We start from the raw sequence: 16,043 nt of genomic DNA on the forward strand, positions 1-16,043 counted from the left end.
AAACCTCGCCCCCCTGACGAGGGGCTTTCGGCCGCGCGGTGTGGCAGCCGCGCGGCCACGGCCGATGATGCCCTGGAGCAGTGAGCGACGTTTCACGTGAAACACGATGCACGGGCCGCAGGGCTAGGCCGTCACGACACTCCGCAATGCATAGGTATGGCAGCTTGTATGGAGCATCACTGATAGGCAGTACGGACTGTACGGCTCAGCGGCGGCGCCGCGCACGGCCGACCTGTGCGGCCTTGGCCCGCTTCGTCGCGAACCTCACACCGCCCGGACTCTCGCCGACTTCCACCCGGACCACGGTGGTCAGCGGGTCCACGACGCCGTCTCCGACTTGGAGAACCGAGGTCTCCACCACGCCGAGCTTGCTCAGCGCCGCGCGAGCGCCGCTGATCTCCTCCTCCGCCGTGTCGCCCTTGAGTGCCAGCATCTCGCCGTAGGGACGCAGCAGGGGCACTCCCCAGCCCGCCAGGCGATCCAGGGGGGCCACCGCCCGGGCCGTCACCACATGCACCGGCTGAAGCTTCCCGAGCGCCTCCTCGGCACGGCCGCGCACCACCGTCACATGATCAAGCCCGAGCAGCTCGACCACTTCCTGGAGGAACGTCGTCCGTCGCAGCAGCGGCTCCAGCAGGGTGATCTTGAGGTCGGGCCGCACCAGCGCGAGCGGAATACCCGGCAGCCCCGCACCCGAGCCGACATCGCAGACCGTCACCCCCTGGGGAACGACCTCCGAGAGCACCGCGCAGTTCAGCAGATGCCGCTCCCACAGCCGTGGCACCTCGCGTGGACCGATCAGACCTCGCTTGACCCCCGCGTCCGCCAGCAGCTCCGCGTAGCGGACAGCTTCCGGAAAGAACTCACCGAATATCGTGCGTGCCTCGTCCGGTGCGGGGGGAAGCTCTGCTGCCTCCGTCACGGAACCGTCCTTCCATACCGAACCACCGATGGGTGGCTGACTATCAGGCTGACAAAGATCGGCCCCGCCTGCACAACAGACGGGGCCGACAACGTGGGACCGCTCAGGCGGGGAGCACCACGACGAAACGCTGAGGCTCCTCGCCCTCCGATTCGCTGCGCAGGCCGGCGGCCGCGATCGCGTCGTGCACGACCTTCCGCTCGAAAGGCGTCATCGGGTCCAGCTTCACCGGCTCACCGGTGCTCTTCACCTCGTCCGCGGCCTTGGCTCCCAGCTCGGCCAGCTCGGTGCGCTTCTTCGCCCGGAAACCGGCGATGTCCAGCATGAGCCGGCTACGGTCCCCGGTCTCACGGTGTACGGCCAGCCGTGTCAGCTCCTGAAGCGCCTCCAGCACCTCCCCGTCACGGCCCACAAGCTTCTGGAGATCCCGGCCGGAATCGCTGATGATCGAAACCGCGGCCCGGTCCGCCTCGACGTCCATGTCGATATCGCCGTCGAGATCAGCGATGTCGAGCAGACCCTCGAGGTAGTCGGCCGCGATCTCCCCTTCCTGCTCCAGGCGGGTCAGGGTGTCGCCCTCCTCGGCGGGGGCGGCGGCGGAGATGGTGCCTTCCGTCACGGATGGACTCCTTCTTACTTCTTGGACGGGTGCTTGGGCCGCTGCTGACCCTTGCGCTGTCCTGACTTGGCTTTTGACCGCGTGGCACCGGCGGCGGGCCGGCCCGACGGCTTGGACTGGGGGTCCTGCGACTCGTCCTTCTTCTGCAACGAGGTCTTCGCCGGCTCCTCGGTGGCCTCGGAGTCCTTGGCCCCGTCCGGCTTGTCCGCGGCCAGCTGAGCGGCCGCCTGGCGCTGCGCCTTGGTCTGGCGCTTCGGCTGCTGCCGCTTCTGCCCGCCGGCCTCGGCCTCGGCGGCCGCGGTGTCGCTCTTGACCACCGTGCCGTCGGGCTGCGCGGCCAGGCCCACCTTGGCCAGGCTGAGGACGAACTTGCGCTCGTTGTCGTTGCGGTCCGGTCCCTTGGCCACGATCGCCTGGACGATGTTGCGCTTACGACGGGAGCGCACCTCGCCGTGCGTGGTGATGTTCTTCAGCAGTCGCGTGAGGTACTGGTCCTGGGCCTTGCTGCCCGGCGTCGGGTTCTGATTGATCACGTACATCTGCTGGCCCATGGTCCACACGTTGGTGGTCAGCCAGTAGACGAGCACACCGACGGGGAAGTTGATGCCCGTGACGGCGAAGATGATCGGGAAGATGTACATCAGCATCTTCTGCTGCTGCATGTACGGCGTCTTGACCGTCAGGTCGACGTTCTTCGTCATCAGCTGGCGCTGCGTGTAGAACTGCGACGCCGACATCATGATGATCATGATCGCGGTGACCACGCGCACATCGGTGAGCGACGAGTGCAGGGAGGCGACCTTGTCGCTGCTGTCCGTGAACTTCGCGGCCAGCGGGGCACCGAAGATGTGTGCCTGCCGCGCGCTGTCGAGCAGGCTCTGGTTGATCACGCCGATGGTCTTGCCGTTGGCGATGGCGGAGAGCACGTGGTACAGCGCGAAGAAGAACGGCGACTGCGCCAGGATGGGCAGACACGAGGAGAGCGGGTTGGTACCCGTCTCCTTGTACAGCTTCATCATCTCTTCGGACTGACGCTGCTTGTCGTTCTTGTAGCGCTCCTGGATCGCCTTCATCTTCGGCTGGAGCACCTGCATATTGCGGGTCGACTTGATCTGCTTCACGAACAGCGGGATCAGGCAGATCCGGATCAGCACCACCAGGGACACGATGGACAGTCCCCAGGCCCAGCCCGTGTCCGGGCCGAAGATCATCCCGTACAGCGAGTGGAACTGGACGATGACCCATGAAACAGGTGTGGTGATAAAACTGAACAGACTGGCAATCGTGTCCACTAATCAGGCTCCTTGAGCATTGGGCGAAGTCTCTGCGGCCGGACTGGGGGTGTCGGGGGCCGATCCCCCGGAAGGCACGCCAGCTGCGGAGTGCCCGCCCTTACCGCCACGCCACGCGTTGCGCAGCAGTTCGTGCCAGCGTGGGCGTTTGCGCGGCGGGACATGGTCCACACCACCCGGCGACCACGGATTGCACCGCAGAATGCGCCAAGCGGTCAGCGCCGTGCCCTTCACCGCGCCGTGCCGGTCGATGGCGGTATATCCGTAGTGCGAGCACGACGGGTAGTACCGGCAGACAGGCCCGAGAAGCGGGCTGATCGTCCACTGGTACAGCTTGATCAGAGCCAGCAGCGGGTATTTCATCGCGCGCCCCCTCCCAGCAGCCGCCGGAGGGCGGCGTCCAGGTCTCGGGCCAGCTGTGCATGATCGGCGTCGCCCGCTCCGGGCAGCGCCCGTACGACAACCAGGCTACCGGGGGGCAGCTCGGCGAGTCGGTCGCGTATCAGATGGCGAAGCCTGCGCTTCACCAGGTTGCGTACGACAGATCCACCCACGGCTTTGCTTACGACGAAACCCGCACGCGGCGGGGGAGCGCTCTCCCCAGGCGCGTGCGGGTCCGTTGAACCGCTGCGTAGATGAACGACGAGTAGCGGGCGGCCGGCCCGGCGTCCTCGGCGTACCGCGGTCGCGAAATCCTCGCGCCGCCTCAGCCGATTCTCGGTAGGCAGCACGTCATGACCTGTTGGCGATCAGGTGATCAGGCCGACAGACGGGCGCGACCCTTGCCACGGCGGGTCGCCAGGATCGCGCGGCCGGCACGGGTACGCATGCGCAGTCGGAATCCGTGGGTCTTGGCGCGACGACGGTTGTTCGGCTGGAAGGTGCGCTTGCTCACTCGGGGGCTCCAGAAAATGATGTGTGGATGGCGGGACATCGCCTGGCTGTCACCGTGCGCCCACGAGAAGCTCGCGATTACGCCCTAGTGCACCGCTTCACAACCACAGCTCGTGATCTTTGCCCATCGGAGGCAGGCGGCAGCAGCCATCGACAACTCGACCTGGTCACGGTACGCGCGGCTACGCCATCCGGTCAAACCAGCTCTGCGTCGAGTGCCATTGTGCACAGGCTGTGGACAACGACTTGAACCGCGCGGGTCGGCCTGACTACCTTGGCTGAACTCCGGATTCTTTTCCTGCCGGTCTTCCCACCCCGTCCCGAGAACCACACATTCGTGGGACCAGCGAGAGAGCGTGCCCCTGTGGCTGATGTACCTGCCGATCTTGCCGCAGTGTGGCCACGAGTGCTGGAGCAGCTCCTCAGAGAGGGCCAGCAGGGCGTCGAGCCCAAGGACAAGCAGTGGATCGAACGCTGCCAGCCGCTGGCCCTCGTCGCCGACACCGCGCTGCTCGCCGTCCCCAATGAATGGGGCAAGCGCGTGCTGGAGGGTCGGCTCGCCCCGCTCATCAGCGAGACGCTGAGCCACGAGTGCGGCCGGCCCATCCGGATCGCGATCACCGTCGACGACTCGGCCGGCGAACCCACCCCGCCGGCCCCCGCCGTACCCCAGCAGCACCGCTACCAGGGCCCGTCCCACGACGAACAGCGGCAGCACGACGGGTACGACGGGTACGGCCGCCGCCAGCAGGACGACGGGATGCCCTCCGTGCGCCCCGCGTACCCGGACTACCAGCAGCAGCGCCAGGACCCCGGCGCCTGGCCGCGGACCCAGGAGGACCTGTCCTGGCAGCAGCCCCGGCTCGGCGGCTACCAGGACCGCGATCCGTACGCGACCGCCCACCCGCAGCAGCCGCAGCACGACTACCGGCAGCCGCAGGGCCAGGACCGTTCCCCGTACGAGCGGCACGCCGAAAGGCACGACCCGCACGACGGGCAGGAGCCGCCGGCGCCCCGCCACGGCGGCGGACAGAGCGTGGGCCGCGCGCGGAGCGGGGCGCCCGGACCGCTGGGTGCGCAGCCCGCGCCGGCGCCGGGTCCGGGGGAGCCGCAGGCCCGGCTCAATCCGAAGTACCTCTTCGACACCTTTGTCATCGGCGCCTCCAACCGGTTCGCCCACGCGGCGGCGGTCGCCGTCGCCGAGGCGCCGGCGAAGGCGTACAACCCGCTTTTCATCTACGGCGAGTCCGGGCTCGGCAAGACCCACCTGCTCCACGCCATCGGGCACTACGCGCGGAGCCTCTACCCCGGCACCCGGGTGCGGTACGTCAGCTCCGAGGAATTCACGAACGAGTTCATCAACTCGATCCGTGACGGCAAGGGCGACACCTTCCGCAAGCGGTACCGCGACGTCGACATCCTCCTGGTGGACGACATCCAGTTCCTGGCGAGCAAGGAGTCGACGCAGGAGGAGTTCTTCCACACCTTCAACACGCTCCACAACGCCAACAAGCAGATCGTGCTGTCCTCGGACCGGCCGCCCAAGCAGCTGATCACCCTGGAGGACCGGCTGCGCAACCGGTTCGAGTGGGGGCTGACCACGGATGTGCAGCCGCCCGAGCTGGAGACCCGTATCGCCATCCTCCGTAAGAAGGCGGTGCAGGAGCAGCTGAACGCTCCCCCGGAGGTGCTGGAGTTCATCGCCTCCCGGATCTCGCGCAACATCCGTGAGCTGGAGGGCGCGCTCATCCGGGTCACGGCGTTCGCCTCGCTCAACCGGCAGCCGGTGGATCTCGGTCTCACCGAGATCGTGCTCAAGGATCTGATCCCGGGCGGCGAGGACGCGGCCCCGGAGATCACCGCGGGGGCCATCATGGCGGCGACCGCCGACTACTTCGGGCTGACGGTGGAGGACCTCTGCGGCTCCTCACGGAGCCGGGTCCTGGTGACGGCGCGCCAGATCGCGATGTACCTCTGCCGCGAGCTGACCGATCTCTCGCTGCCGAAGATCGGTGCGCAGTTCGGCGGCAGGGACCATACGACGGTGATGCACGCCGACCGGAAGATCCGCGCGCTGATGGCCGAGCGGCGCTCCATCTACAACCAGGTCACGGAGCTGACCAACCGCATCAAGAACGGCTGACAAGCGCCGAGGGGCGCCCCGGGACCGTGCCGTACGACGGCCGCCAGGGGCGCCCTTCGGCGTCCCGCGCCGTCCCGGCCGGAGCCCGCTCCGCGCTGCCGCGTGTCGTCGCCGGGGTACAGCGGGGTCTTCGCTGTTCGAATACGAGGCCGGCCGGCCCGCTTCTCCACAGATCGGGGGAGAATCTTCCGTCCACAGCCTGGGGACCCGTAAGTTGTTCAGATCCTGTCCACAGGCACGGTCATCGTGGGAGTGTCCAGCCAGGTCAGAAGGCTGTGGATTTGTGGTCGAAGCTTTTCCACAGGCTGTGGACGGAGTTTTCGTCCACAGGGGCGGATCTCGACTGTCCACCGCCAACCCACAGGCGGAGCCCGGTTGCCCACACCTTCTCCACAGCGCTGTCCACTGTTCGGCAACGAAACGCGCGGGATCGCTGAGTCGAGTGAAAGGCGTCACACCAAGGAGGCGGGTTGGGCTGTGGGGAAGGTGGGTAAACCTGGGGACGCAGCTGGGGAGAAGTAGGGCTCCCCTGTGCGTCGGGTGTGCACAACTTTGGGCTGTCCACAGAAGAGCCGGGTTGTCCACGGGCTGCGCCCACAGGACCGGTGGACAAAAAACCTGGCCTGAGCTGGGGAAACGACGTTATCCACGGTTTCCACAGGCCCTACTACTACTACCCCCTTGAGTTAGCGAGAGATTCGGTTCGAAGTGGGGCCTGTGCACAACTTCGGCTCGGAGCCCGCACCGCCTCTCGCACCGACTTGACCCGCAGCCGCACGGACTGTCGGTGCCGTACGTCAGACTGGTCCCCGGCATCACAGCCACGTCGAAGGCCAGCAGGGCGAGTCAGCAACAGCAGGAGGCGGTTCCGGTGAAGATCCGGGTGGAGCGCGACGTACTCGCTGAGGCGGTGGCCTGGGTGGCCCGCAGCCTCCCGGCCCGTCCGCCGGCCCCCGTTCTCGCGGGCCTTCTCCTGAAGGCGGAGGACGGCGCACTCAGCTTCTCCAGCTTCGACTACGAGGTCTCGGCACGGGTCTCGGTGGACGCGGAGGTCGAGGAGGACGGCACGGTCCTCGTATCGGGCCGGCTGCTCGCCGACATCTGCCGCGCCCTGCCCAACCGCCCGGTGGAGATCTCCACAGACGGTGTACGGGCGACGGTGGTCTGCGGCTCCTCCCGCTTCACGCTGCACACACTGCCTGTGGACGAGTACCCGGCGCTGCCGCAGATGCCCACAGCGACCGGCACCGTGCCCGGAGAGGTCTTCGCCTCCGCCGCCGCCCAGGTCGCCATCGCCGCGGGCCGCGACGACACGCTGCCGGTGCTGACCGGCGTACGGATCGAGATCGAGGGCGACACGGTCACCCTCGCCTCGACCGACCGCTACCGCTTCGCGGTCCGCGAGTTCCTGTGGAAGCCGGAAGCCGCGGACATCTCCGCCGTCGCGCTGGTGCCCGCCAAGACGCTGCTGGACACCGCCAAGGCCCTCACCAGCGGTGACACGGTCACCCTGGCGCTCTCCGGGTCCGGCGCAGGCGAGGGGCTCATCGGCTTCGAGGGCGCGGGCCGGCGCACGACCACCCGGCTGCTCGAAGGCGACCTGCCGAAGTACCGGACGCTGTTCCCCACCGAGTTCAACTCGGTCGCGGTGATCGAGACCGCCCCGTTCGTCGAGGCCGTCAAGCGCGTCGCCCTGGTCGCCGAGCGCAACACCCCCGTACGGCTCAGCTTCGAGCAGGGCGTGCTGATCCTGGAAGCGGGCTCCAGCGACGACGCACAGGCTGTGGAGCGGGTGGACGCGCAGCTGGACGGCGACGACATCTCGATCGCCTTCAACCCGACCTTCCTGCTGGACGGTCTGAGCGCGATCGACTCGCCGGTGGCCCAGCTCTCCTTCACGACCTCCACGAAGCCGGCGCTGCTGAGCGGCAAGGCGGATGTGAAGGCCGAGGCGGACGAGGCGTACAAGTACCTGATCATGCCGGTACGCCTGAGCGGCTGACCCCACAGGTGAGTGACCGGGTCCGGGCGTAGGCTCGGACCCGGGTACGAATCGCCTCAACGCTTAAGGAACGCCTGATGGAGCTCGGTCTCGTCGGTCTCGGCAAGATGGGCGGCAATATGCGCGAGCGCATCCGCCGCGCCGGCCACACTGTCATCGGATACGACCGCAATCCGGACCTCGCCGATGTGCACAGCCTTCAGGAGCTGGTGGCCAAGCTCAAGGGCCCGCGCGTGGTGTGGGTGATGGTCCCCGCTGGCGCCGCGACCCAGGCGACGGTCGACGAGCTGGCCGAGCTGCTCTCTCCGGGCGATGTCGTGGTGGACGGCGGGAACTCCCGCTGGACGGACGACGAGAAGCACGCCGTGGAGCTGGGCATCAAGGGCATCGGCTTCCTCGACTGCGGTGTCTCCGGCGGGGTCTGGGGCCTGGAGAACGGCTACGCGCTGATGTACGGCGGCGACACCGAGAGCGTCGCGAAGGTCCAGCCGATCTTCGACGCGCTCAAGCCCGAGGGCGACTTCGGCTCGGTCCACGCCGGCAAGGTCGGCGCCGGCCACTTCGCCAAGATGGTCCACAACGGCATCGAGTACGCGATGATGCAGGCGTACGCCGAGGGCTGGGAGCTGCTGGAGAAGGTCGACTCGGTCACGGACGTCCGCGAGGTCTTCCGCTCCTGGCAGGAGGGCACGGTCATCCGTTCCTGGCTGCTGGACCTGGCGGTCAACGCGCTGGACGACGACGAGCACCTGGACCAGCTGCGCGGCTTCGCGCAGGACTCCGGCGAGGGCCGCTGGACGGTCGAGGCGGCCATCGACAACGCGGTGCCGCTGCCCGCGATCACCGCTTCGCTCTTCGCGCGGTTCGCTTCGCGCCAGGACGACTCGCCGCAGATGAAGATGATCGCGGCACTGCGCAACCAGTTCGGCGGCCACGCGGTCGAGTCGAACGCTCCGAAGAAGTAGCGGCAGGCGGGCCCCGCAGGGGGCCCGAGAGAAGCTCGGAAGAACGAAGCAGCGCCCGGAAGCGGCACCGTCGGCAGGTGCGGCGACGGCGACTGCGCACGGAGAGCCCCGGACCGGGAGAGGCCCGCGTACACCCATGCATGTCACGCATCTGTCGCTGGCCGACTTCCGGTCCTACGCCCGGGTCGAGGTCCCTCTCGACCCGGGCGTCACCGCGTTCGTGGGGGCGAACGGGCAGGGGAAGACGAATCTGGTCGAGGCGGTCGGCTATCTGGCGACCCTCGGCAGCCACCGGGTCTCCTCCGACGCGCCGCTGGTGCGGATGGGCGCGGAGCGCGCGGTGATCCGGGCGGCCGTGACCCAGGGCGAGCGGTCGCAGCTGGTCGAGCTGGAGCTGAACCCCGGCCGGGCCAACCGGGCGCGCGTCAACAGATCCTCGCAGGTCAGACCGCGTGATGTGCTGGGCATCGTACGGACCGTGCTCTTCGCGCCGGAGGACCTGGCGCTGATCAAGGGCGATCCGGGTGAGCGCCGCAGGTTCCTGGACGAGCTGATCACCGCGCGGGCGCCCCGGATGGCAGGGGTGCGGTCGGACTACGACCGGGTGCTCAGGCAGCGCAACACGCTGCTGAAATCGGCGGCGATGGCCCGGCGGCACGGCGGTCGTGGCATGGACCTGTCGACGCTGGACGTCTGGGACCAGCACCTGGCCCGGGCGGGCGCCGAGCTGCTCGCGCAGCGGACGGATCTGATCGCGACCTTGCAGCCGCTCACGGACAAGGCGTACGAGCAGCTGGCGCCCGGCGGCGGTCCGGTGGCGCTGGAGTACCGTTCCGCCACCGAGGACCTGGCCGTCGGCTCGCGCGACGAGGCGTACGAGGGTCTGCTGGCCGCGCTCGCCGGTGTGCGCAAGCAGGAGATCGAGCGGGGCGTCACGCTGGTCGGCCCGCACCGGGACGATCTGGTGCTCAAGCTCGGCCGGCTGCCGGCGAAGGGGTACGCGAGCCACGGCGAGTCCTGGTCGTACGCGCTGGCGCTGCGGCTGGCCTCGTACGATCTGCTGCGCTCCGAGGGCAACGAGCCGGTGCTGGTCCTGGACGACGTCTTCGCCGAGCTGGACGCGCGGCGGCGCGAGCGGCTGGCGGAACTGGTGGTTCCGGGGGAACAGGTGCTGGTGACGGCCGCGGTGGACGACGATGTGCCGGGCGTGCTGGCGGGGGCGCGGTTCGCGGTCGCCGACGGCGCGGTGGAGCGGGTATGAGCGACCGGGACACGACGCCCGACCGGTCCGGACAGCCGTCCGGGCGGTCCCCCGCACCGCGGGCCGGCCGGCCGTCGGCGCCCTCGGGGCAGCCGTCCGCCGCACTGCCCGGGTTCGGCGAGCCGGCCCCCGCCGAGCACGCGTCGGCCCCGGTTCCCGAGGCGTCGGGCGTGGATCTCGCGCGGGTCGCGCTGCGCGCGGCGAAGGAGCAGGCCCGCGCGCGCGGCGCCGCCGTACAGCAGAAGAAGCAGGCCAGGCGTGGTGGCGGGCTGCGGTCCGGTGCGGGCGCCGACGGCCGCGATCCGCTGCCGCTCGGCGCGGCGATCAGCCGGCTGATCACCGAGCGCGGCTGGGAGACGCCAGCGGCGGTGGGCGGCGTCATGGGCCGGTGGCCGCAGATCGTCGGCGAGGACCTGGCCAAGCACTGTGTGCCGCAGCGGTACGACGACGGCCATGACGAGCGGGTGCTGACCGTGCGGTGCGACTCGACGGCGTGGGCGACGCAGCTGCGGCTGCTGGCCCCCCGGCTGGTGGCGCGGCTGAACGAGGACCTGGGGCACGGGACCGTACGGACGATCAAGGTCCTGGGGCCCGGCGGACCGCCGTCGCGGTCCGGGCGGCTGAGGGCCCCGGGCAGCCAGGGGCCCGGCGACACCTACGGCTGACCGCCGCCCTTCCGGGCCCGTGGGGCCGACGTGGGGAGCCCGGCCCGAGCAGTCCCCGGATCCCCCGGTCCGCCCCCGCCCGCCGCCCTCTGCGACCCCGCGAAACCCCTGCGGCCCCGGCCGCCCGGCGCCGCTTCCGTACCGCCTCCGCACCACCCCCGGACCCCTGCCGCGCGCCGCCGCGACCCGGTCGGACACCCCCCTGGAGTGAGGTGTCCCTCACCGTAGCGGGAGGTTGACAGGCCGAAGCGCTCAATGCCGGTGTGAGCCTCTTGGAGCCCCTTCCCGAATATGGGGAGTCGGGAGCCGCTCGTCCAGGGCGGCACATGCGGACTCAGGTACCGGCAAACCCCCATTCGGGTCGGCGCTACCGGTAGACTGATGGCAATTCCCGCTGTGCTTGCGGGAGCAGTCAACAGATGCTGACACAAGCCGAACGACGCAGCCGCTTCCCGCTTGCTCGGAGAACGGCCTGTGCTGTGCCAGAAAGGGCGCTTCGTGGCCGATTCCGGCAACCCCAATGAGAAGACCCCGTCCACCGGCATCGGTGAGCACGGCGAGGTGACCAACGCCTACGACGCCAGTGCCATCACCGTGCTCGAGGGGCTGGACGCGGTCCGCAAGCGGCCCGGCATGTACATCGGCTCGACCGGTGAGCGCGGGCTTCACCACCTCGTGCAGGAAGTCGTCGACAACGCCGTCGACGAGGCGATGGCCGGGCACGCGGACACCATCGACGTCACGATCCTCGCCGACGGCGGGGTGCGCGTGATCGACAACGGCCGCGGCATCCCGGTGGGCATCGTCCCGTCGGAGAACAAGCCGGCCGTCGAGGTCGTGATGACGGTGCTGCACGCGGGCGGCAAGTTCGGCGGCGGCGGGTACGCCGTCTCCGGCGGTCTGCACGGCGTCGGTGTCTCCGTCGTCAACGCGCTGTCGACCAGGGTCGCGGTCGAGGTCAAGACGGACGGTCACCGCTGGACGCAGGAGTACAAGCTGGGCGTGCCGACCGCTCCGCTCAAGCGCAACGAGGAGACTTCCGACACCGGTACGTCGGTCACGTTCTGGGCCGACCCGGACGTCTTCGAGACGACGGACTACTCCTTCGAGACGCTGTCGCGGCGGTTCCAGGAGATGGCCTTCCTCAACAAGGGCCTGACCCTGACGCTGACGGACGAGCGCGAGTCGGCGAAGGCCGTCGTCGGCGCCGACGTCGCGGGCACGGACGCCACCGAGGACCCGGGCGAGGAGCCGCCGGCCCGCACGGTGACGTACTTCTACGAGGGCGGCATCGTCGACTTCGTGAAGTACCTCAACTCGCGCAAGGGCGAGCTGATCCACCCCACGGTCATCGACATCGAGGCCGAGGACAAGGAGCGGCTGCTCTCGGTCGAGATCGCGATGCAGTGGAACGCGCAGTACAGCGAGGGCGTGTACTCGTTCGCGAACACGATCCACACGCACGAGGGCGGTACGCACGAGGAGGGCTTCCGCGCGGCGATGACCGGTCTGGTCAACCGCTACGCGCGCGAGAAGAAGTTCCTGCGGGAGAAGGACGACAACCTGGCGGGCGAGGACATCCGCGAGGGTCTGACGGCGATCATCTCGGTGAAGCTCGGCGAGCCGCAGTTCGAGGGCCAGACGAAGACCAAGCTCGGCAACACCGAGGCGAAGACCTTCGTGCAGAAGATCGTGCACGAGCACCTCACGGACTGGTTCGACCGCAATCCGAACGAGGCCGCGGACATCATCCGCAAGTCGATCCAGGCGGCCACCGCCCGGGTCGCGGCCCGTAAGGCACGCGACCTGACCCGCCGCAAGGGGCTGCTGGAGAGCGCCTCGCTGCCGGGCAAGCTGAGCGACTGCCAGTCCAACGACCCCTCCAAGTGCGAGATCTTCATCGTCGAGGGTGACTCCGCCGGCGGCAGCGCCAAGTCGGGCCGTAACCCGATGTACCAGGCGATCCTGCCGATCCGCGGCAAGATCCTGAACGTCGAGAAGGCGCGGATCGACAAGATCCTCCAGAACACCGAGGTGCAGGCGCTGATCTCGGCGTTCGGCACCGGGGTGCACGAGGACTTCGACATCGAGAAGCTCCGCTATCACAAGATCATCCTGATGGCGGACGCCGACGTCGACGGTCAGCACATCAACACCCTGCTCCTGACGTTCCTGTTCCGCTTCATGCGCCCGCTGGTCGAGGCAGGACACGTCTATCTGTCGCGCCCGCCGCTGTACAAGATCAAGTGGGGCCGGGACGACTTCGAGTACGCGTACTCCGACCGGGAGCGCGACGCCCTGGTCGAGCTGGGCAAGCAGAACGGCAAGCGGATCCGCGAGGACTCGATCCAGCGCTTCAAGGGTCTGGGCGAGATGAACGCCGAGGAGCTGCGGGTCACCACGATGGACGTCGACCACCGGGTGCTCGGCCAGGTCACCCTGGACGACGCGGCCCAGGCCGACGATCTGTTCTCGGTGCTGATGGGCGAGGACGTCGAGGCCCGGCGGTCCTTCATCCAGCGCAATGCCAAGGACGTCCGCTTCCTCGACATCTGAGTCGGTCTCAGCTGACGGATTCGAAAAGGCCGAAAGGAACACTGACCAGCAATGGCCGACGAGAACACCCCCGACACCTCCGACCTCCCCGAGAACTCCGGCGTCCCCGGCACTCCTGGCACCCCCGTGGTCCAGGAGACCGTCGAGGCGGTGGAGGGCCTGGCGATGCGTGTGGAGCCCGTCGGGCTCGAAACGGAGATGCAGCGCTCGTATCTCGACTACGCGATGTCCGTCATCGTGTCGCGCGCGCTGCCCGACGTACGGGACGGTCTCAAGCCCGTACACCGCCGGGTGCTGTACGCGATGTACGACGGCGGGTACCGGCCCGAGAAGGGCTTCTACAAGTGCGCCCGTGTCGTCGGTGACGTCATGGGCACGTACCACCCGCACGGCGACTCCTCGATCTACGACGCGCTGGTGCGTCTGGCGCAGCCGTGGTCGATGCGGATGCCGCTGGTGGACTCCAACGGCAACTTCGGTTCTCCGGGCAACGACCCGGCCGCCGCCATGCGGTACACCGAGTGCAAGATGATGCCGCTGTCGATGGAGATGCTCCGGGACATCGACGAGGAGACCGTCGACCTCACGGACAACTACGACGGGCGCAACCAGGAGCCGACGGTCCTGCCGGCGCGCTTCCCGAACCTCCTGATCAACGGTTCCGCCGGCATCGCCGTCGGTATGGCCACGAACATCCCGCCGCACAATCTGCGGGAGGTCGCGGCCGGCGCGATGTGGGCGCTGGAGAACCCGGAGGCGAGCCACGAGGAGCTGCTCGACGCGCTGATCGAGCGGATCAAGGGCCCCGACTTCCCGACCGGCGCGCTGGTCGTGGGGCGCAAGGGCATCGAGGAGGCGTACCGGACGGGCCGCGGCTCGATCACGATGCGCGCGGTGGTCGAGGTCGAGGAGATCCAGAACCGCCAGTGCCTGGTGGTCACGGAGCTGCCGTACCAGACCAACCCGGACAACCTCGCGCAGAAGATCGCCGACCTGGTCAAGGACGGCAAGGTCGGCGGCATCGCCGATGTCCGTGACGAGACGTCCTCGCGCACGGGCCAGCGGCTGGTCGTCGTCCTGAAGCGGGACGCGGTCGCCAAGGTCGTGCTGAACAACCTGTACAAGCACACCGACCTCCAGTCCAACTTCAGCGCGAACATGCTGGCGCTGGTGGACGGTGTGCCGCGCACGCTGTCCCTGGACGCGTTCATCCGGCACTGGGTGGCGCACCAGATCGAGGTCATCGTCCGGCGGACGAAGTTCCGGCTGCGCAAGGCCGAGGAGCGGGCGCACATCCTGCGCGGCCTGCTCAAGGCGCTGGACGCGATCGACGAGGTCATCGCGCTGATCCGGCGCAGCGACACCGTGGAGATCGCGCGCGAGGGCCTGATGGGGCTGCTCACGATCGACGAGATCCAGGCGAACGCGATCCTGGAGATGCAGCTGCGCCGGCTGGCGGCCCTGGAGCGGCAGAAGATCGTCGCGGAGCACGACGAGCTCCAGGCGAAGATCAACGAGTACAACGCGATCCTGGCCTCGCCGGAGAAGCAGCGTCAGATCGTCCGTGAGGAACTGGCGGTCATCGTCGACAAGTTCGGCGACGACCGGCGTTCGAAGCTCGTACCCTTCGACGGTGACATGTCCATGGAGGACTTGATCGCCGAGGAGGACATCGTCGTCACGATCTCCCGCAGCGGCTACGTCAAGCGTACGAAGACGGACGACTACCGCTCGCAGAAGCGCGGCGGGAAGGGTGTGCGGGGCACGAAGCTCAAGGAAGACGACATCGTCGACCACTTCTTCGTCTCCACGACCCACCACTGGCTGCTGTTCTTCACCAACAAGGGCCGGGTCTACCGGGCCAAGGCGTACGAGCTGCCCGACGCCGGCCGGGACGCGCGCGGTCAGCACGTGGCCAATCTGCTGGCCTTCCAGCCGGACGAGCAGATCGCCGAGATCCTCGCGATCCGCGATTACGAGGCGGTCCCGTATCTCGTTCTCGCAACAAAAGCGGGGCTGGTGAAGAAGACCTCGCTCAAGGATTACGACTCGCCGCGCGCCGGCGGGGTCATCGCGATCAACCTGCGCGAGACGGAATCCGGCGCGGACGACGAGCTGATCGGCGCCGAACTGGTCTCGGCGGAGGACGATCTCCTGCTGATCAGCCGGAAGGCGCAGTCGATCCGGTTCACCGCTACGGACGACGCCCTTCGGCCGATGGGGCGAGCGACATCCGGGGTCAAGGGGATGAGTTTCCGCGAAGGCGACGAGCTGCTCTCGATGAATGTCGTCCGGCCCGGTACTTTCGTCTTCACCGCAACGGACGGCGGGTACGCGAAGCGGACCGCCGTGGACGAGTACCGCGTCCAGGGTCGCGGCGGCCTCGGCATCAAGGCCGCCAAGATCGTGGAGGACCGCGGTTCTCTCGTCGGCGCGTTGGTGGTCGAGGAGACTGATGAGATCCTTGCCATCACCCTCGGCGGCGGTGTGATTCGCACGCGCGTCAACGAAGTCAGGGAGACGGGCCGTGACACCATGGGCGTCCAACTGATCAACCTGGGCAAGCGCGATGCCGTCGTCGGTATCGCACGCAATGCCGAGGCGGGGCGTGAGGCCGAAGAGGTCGACGGGAGTGATGACCCGGTGACCGAAGAGGCCGGTACGGCCGAGGTCGTAGCCGAGGACACTCAGTCCTCGGCCGGGGAGCACGAGGAGTAAAGCGTG

Annotated in this window: 13 protein-coding genes; 7 read left to right on the forward strand and 6 right to left on the reverse strand. The window is 68.5% G+C overall.

The annotated features are described in order from the left end of the window. Window positions 1–205: 205 nt before the first annotated feature. The 6 genes from rsmG to rpmH all read right to left on the reverse strand — a co-directional run bounded on the left by rsmG (window position 206) and on the right by rpmH (window position 3,728). Window positions 206–922 carry a 16S rRNA (guanine(527)-N(7))-methyltransferase RsmG gene (gene rsmG, locus ACFY6S_RS22410; RefSeq protein ID WP_388824245.1) on the reverse strand — a complete coding sequence of 239 codons (717 nt, stop codon included), beginning with the start codon at window positions 920–922 and terminating at the stop codon, window positions 206–208. A gap of 103 nt (window positions 923–1,025) precedes the next feature. Next, window positions 1,026–1,541 (reverse strand): protein jag, encoded by a 516-nt coding sequence (locus ACFY6S_RS22415; protein WP_388824247.1) that lies wholly within the window; start codon window positions 1,539–1,541, stop codon window positions 1,026–1,028. A gap of 14 nt (window positions 1,542–1,555) precedes the next feature. Next, entirely contained in the window at window positions 1,556–2,833 is a 1,278-nt protein-coding gene (gene yidC, locus ACFY6S_RS22420; protein ID WP_388824249.1) for a membrane protein insertase YidC, read from the reverse strand. Between the two features lie 3 nt (window positions 2,834–2,836). Further along, complete coding sequence (gene yidD, locus ACFY6S_RS22425) at window positions 2,837–3,196, reverse strand: membrane protein insertion efficiency factor YidD (RefSeq protein ID WP_388824251.1); 360 nt, start codon at window positions 3,194–3,196, stop codon at window positions 2,837–2,839. Next, complete coding sequence (gene rnpA, locus ACFY6S_RS22430) at window positions 3,193–3,564, reverse strand: ribonuclease P protein component (protein WP_388824253.1); 372 nt, start codon at window positions 3,562–3,564, stop codon at window positions 3,193–3,195. Before rnpA ends, yidD begins: the two co-directional genes overlap by 4 nt. A 26-nt stretch (window positions 3,565–3,590) precedes the next feature. Then, window positions 3,591–3,728 carry a 50S ribosomal protein L34 gene (gene rpmH, locus ACFY6S_RS22435; RefSeq protein ID WP_030354375.1) on the reverse strand — a complete coding sequence of 46 codons (138 nt, stop codon included), beginning with the start codon at window positions 3,726–3,728 and terminating at the stop codon, window positions 3,591–3,593. Window positions 3,729–4,091: 363 nt separating this feature from the next. Here rpmH and dnaA point away from each other — a divergent pair, with 363 nt between their 5' ends. From dnaA to gyrA, 7 genes are all read left to right on the forward strand, one after another. Continuing rightward, on the forward strand, window positions 4,092–5,870 hold the full coding sequence (gene dnaA / locus ACFY6S_RS22440) for a chromosomal replication initiator protein DnaA (RefSeq protein WP_388824255.1): 1,779 nt from the start codon (window positions 4,092–4,094) through the stop codon (window positions 5,868–5,870). 871 nt (window positions 5,871–6,741) lie between these two features. Next, window positions 6,742–7,872 carry a DNA polymerase III subunit beta gene (dnaN, locus tag ACFY6S_RS22445; protein ID WP_114624692.1) on the forward strand — a complete coding sequence of 377 codons (1,131 nt, stop codon included), beginning with the start codon at window positions 6,742–6,744 and terminating at the stop codon, window positions 7,870–7,872. A gap of 77 nt (window positions 7,873–7,949) precedes the next feature. Continuing rightward, window positions 7,950–8,837 carry a phosphogluconate dehydrogenase (NAD(+)-dependent, decarboxylating) gene (gnd, locus tag ACFY6S_RS22450; protein WP_388824257.1) on the forward strand — a complete coding sequence of 296 codons (888 nt, stop codon included), beginning with the start codon at window positions 7,950–7,952 and terminating at the stop codon, window positions 8,835–8,837. Window positions 8,838–8,973: 136 nt separating this feature from the next. Further along, window positions 8,974–10,098, forward strand: a complete 1,125-nt coding sequence (gene recF, locus ACFY6S_RS22455) for a DNA replication/repair protein RecF (protein ID WP_388824259.1) — start codon at window positions 8,974–8,976, stop codon at window positions 10,096–10,098. Then, window positions 10,095–10,763 (forward strand): DciA family protein, encoded by a 669-nt coding sequence (locus ACFY6S_RS22460; protein WP_388824262.1) that lies wholly within the window; start codon window positions 10,095–10,097, stop codon window positions 10,761–10,763. The genes recF and ACFY6S_RS22460 overlap by 4 nt, the downstream gene beginning before the upstream one ends. Before the next feature lie 474 nt (window positions 10,764–11,237). Beyond that, complete coding sequence (gene gyrB, locus ACFY6S_RS22465) at window positions 11,238–13,319, forward strand: DNA topoisomerase (ATP-hydrolyzing) subunit B (protein WP_388824265.1); 2,082 nt, start codon at window positions 11,238–11,240, stop codon at window positions 13,317–13,319. 51 nt (window positions 13,320–13,370) lie between these two features. After that, window positions 13,371–16,037, forward strand: a complete 2,667-nt coding sequence (gene gyrA / locus ACFY6S_RS22470) for a DNA gyrase subunit A (RefSeq protein ID WP_388824268.1) — start codon at window positions 13,371–13,373, stop codon at window positions 16,035–16,037. Window positions 16,038–16,043 lie beyond the last annotated feature (6 nt).

It is taken from the genome of Streptomyces sp. NPDC012835 (genome assembly GCF_042900885.1).
Classification (GTDB): Bacteria; Actinomycetota; Actinomycetes; order Streptomycetales; family Streptomycetaceae; genus Streptomyces.

Bases quoted from the DNA above. Each gene is read 5' to 3' on its own strand.
- yidD (WP_388824251.1), bottom strand. From the start codon at position 3,196: ATGAAATACCCGCTGCTGGCTCTGATCAAGCTGTACCAGTGGACGATC.
- ACFY6S_RS22460 (WP_388824262.1), top strand. From the start codon at position 10,095: ATGAGCGACCGGGACACGACGCCCGACCGGTCCGGACAGCCGTCCGGG.
- gnd (WP_388824257.1), top strand. From the start codon at position 7,950: ATGGAGCTCGGTCTCGTCGGTCTCGGCAAGATGGGCGGCAATATGCGC.
- gyrA (WP_388824268.1), top strand. From the start codon at position 13,371: ATGGCCGACGAGAACACCCCCGACACCTCCGACCTCCCCGAGAACTCC.
- recF (WP_388824259.1), top strand. From the start codon at position 8,974: ATGCATGTCACGCATCTGTCGCTGGCCGACTTCCGGTCCTACGCCCGG.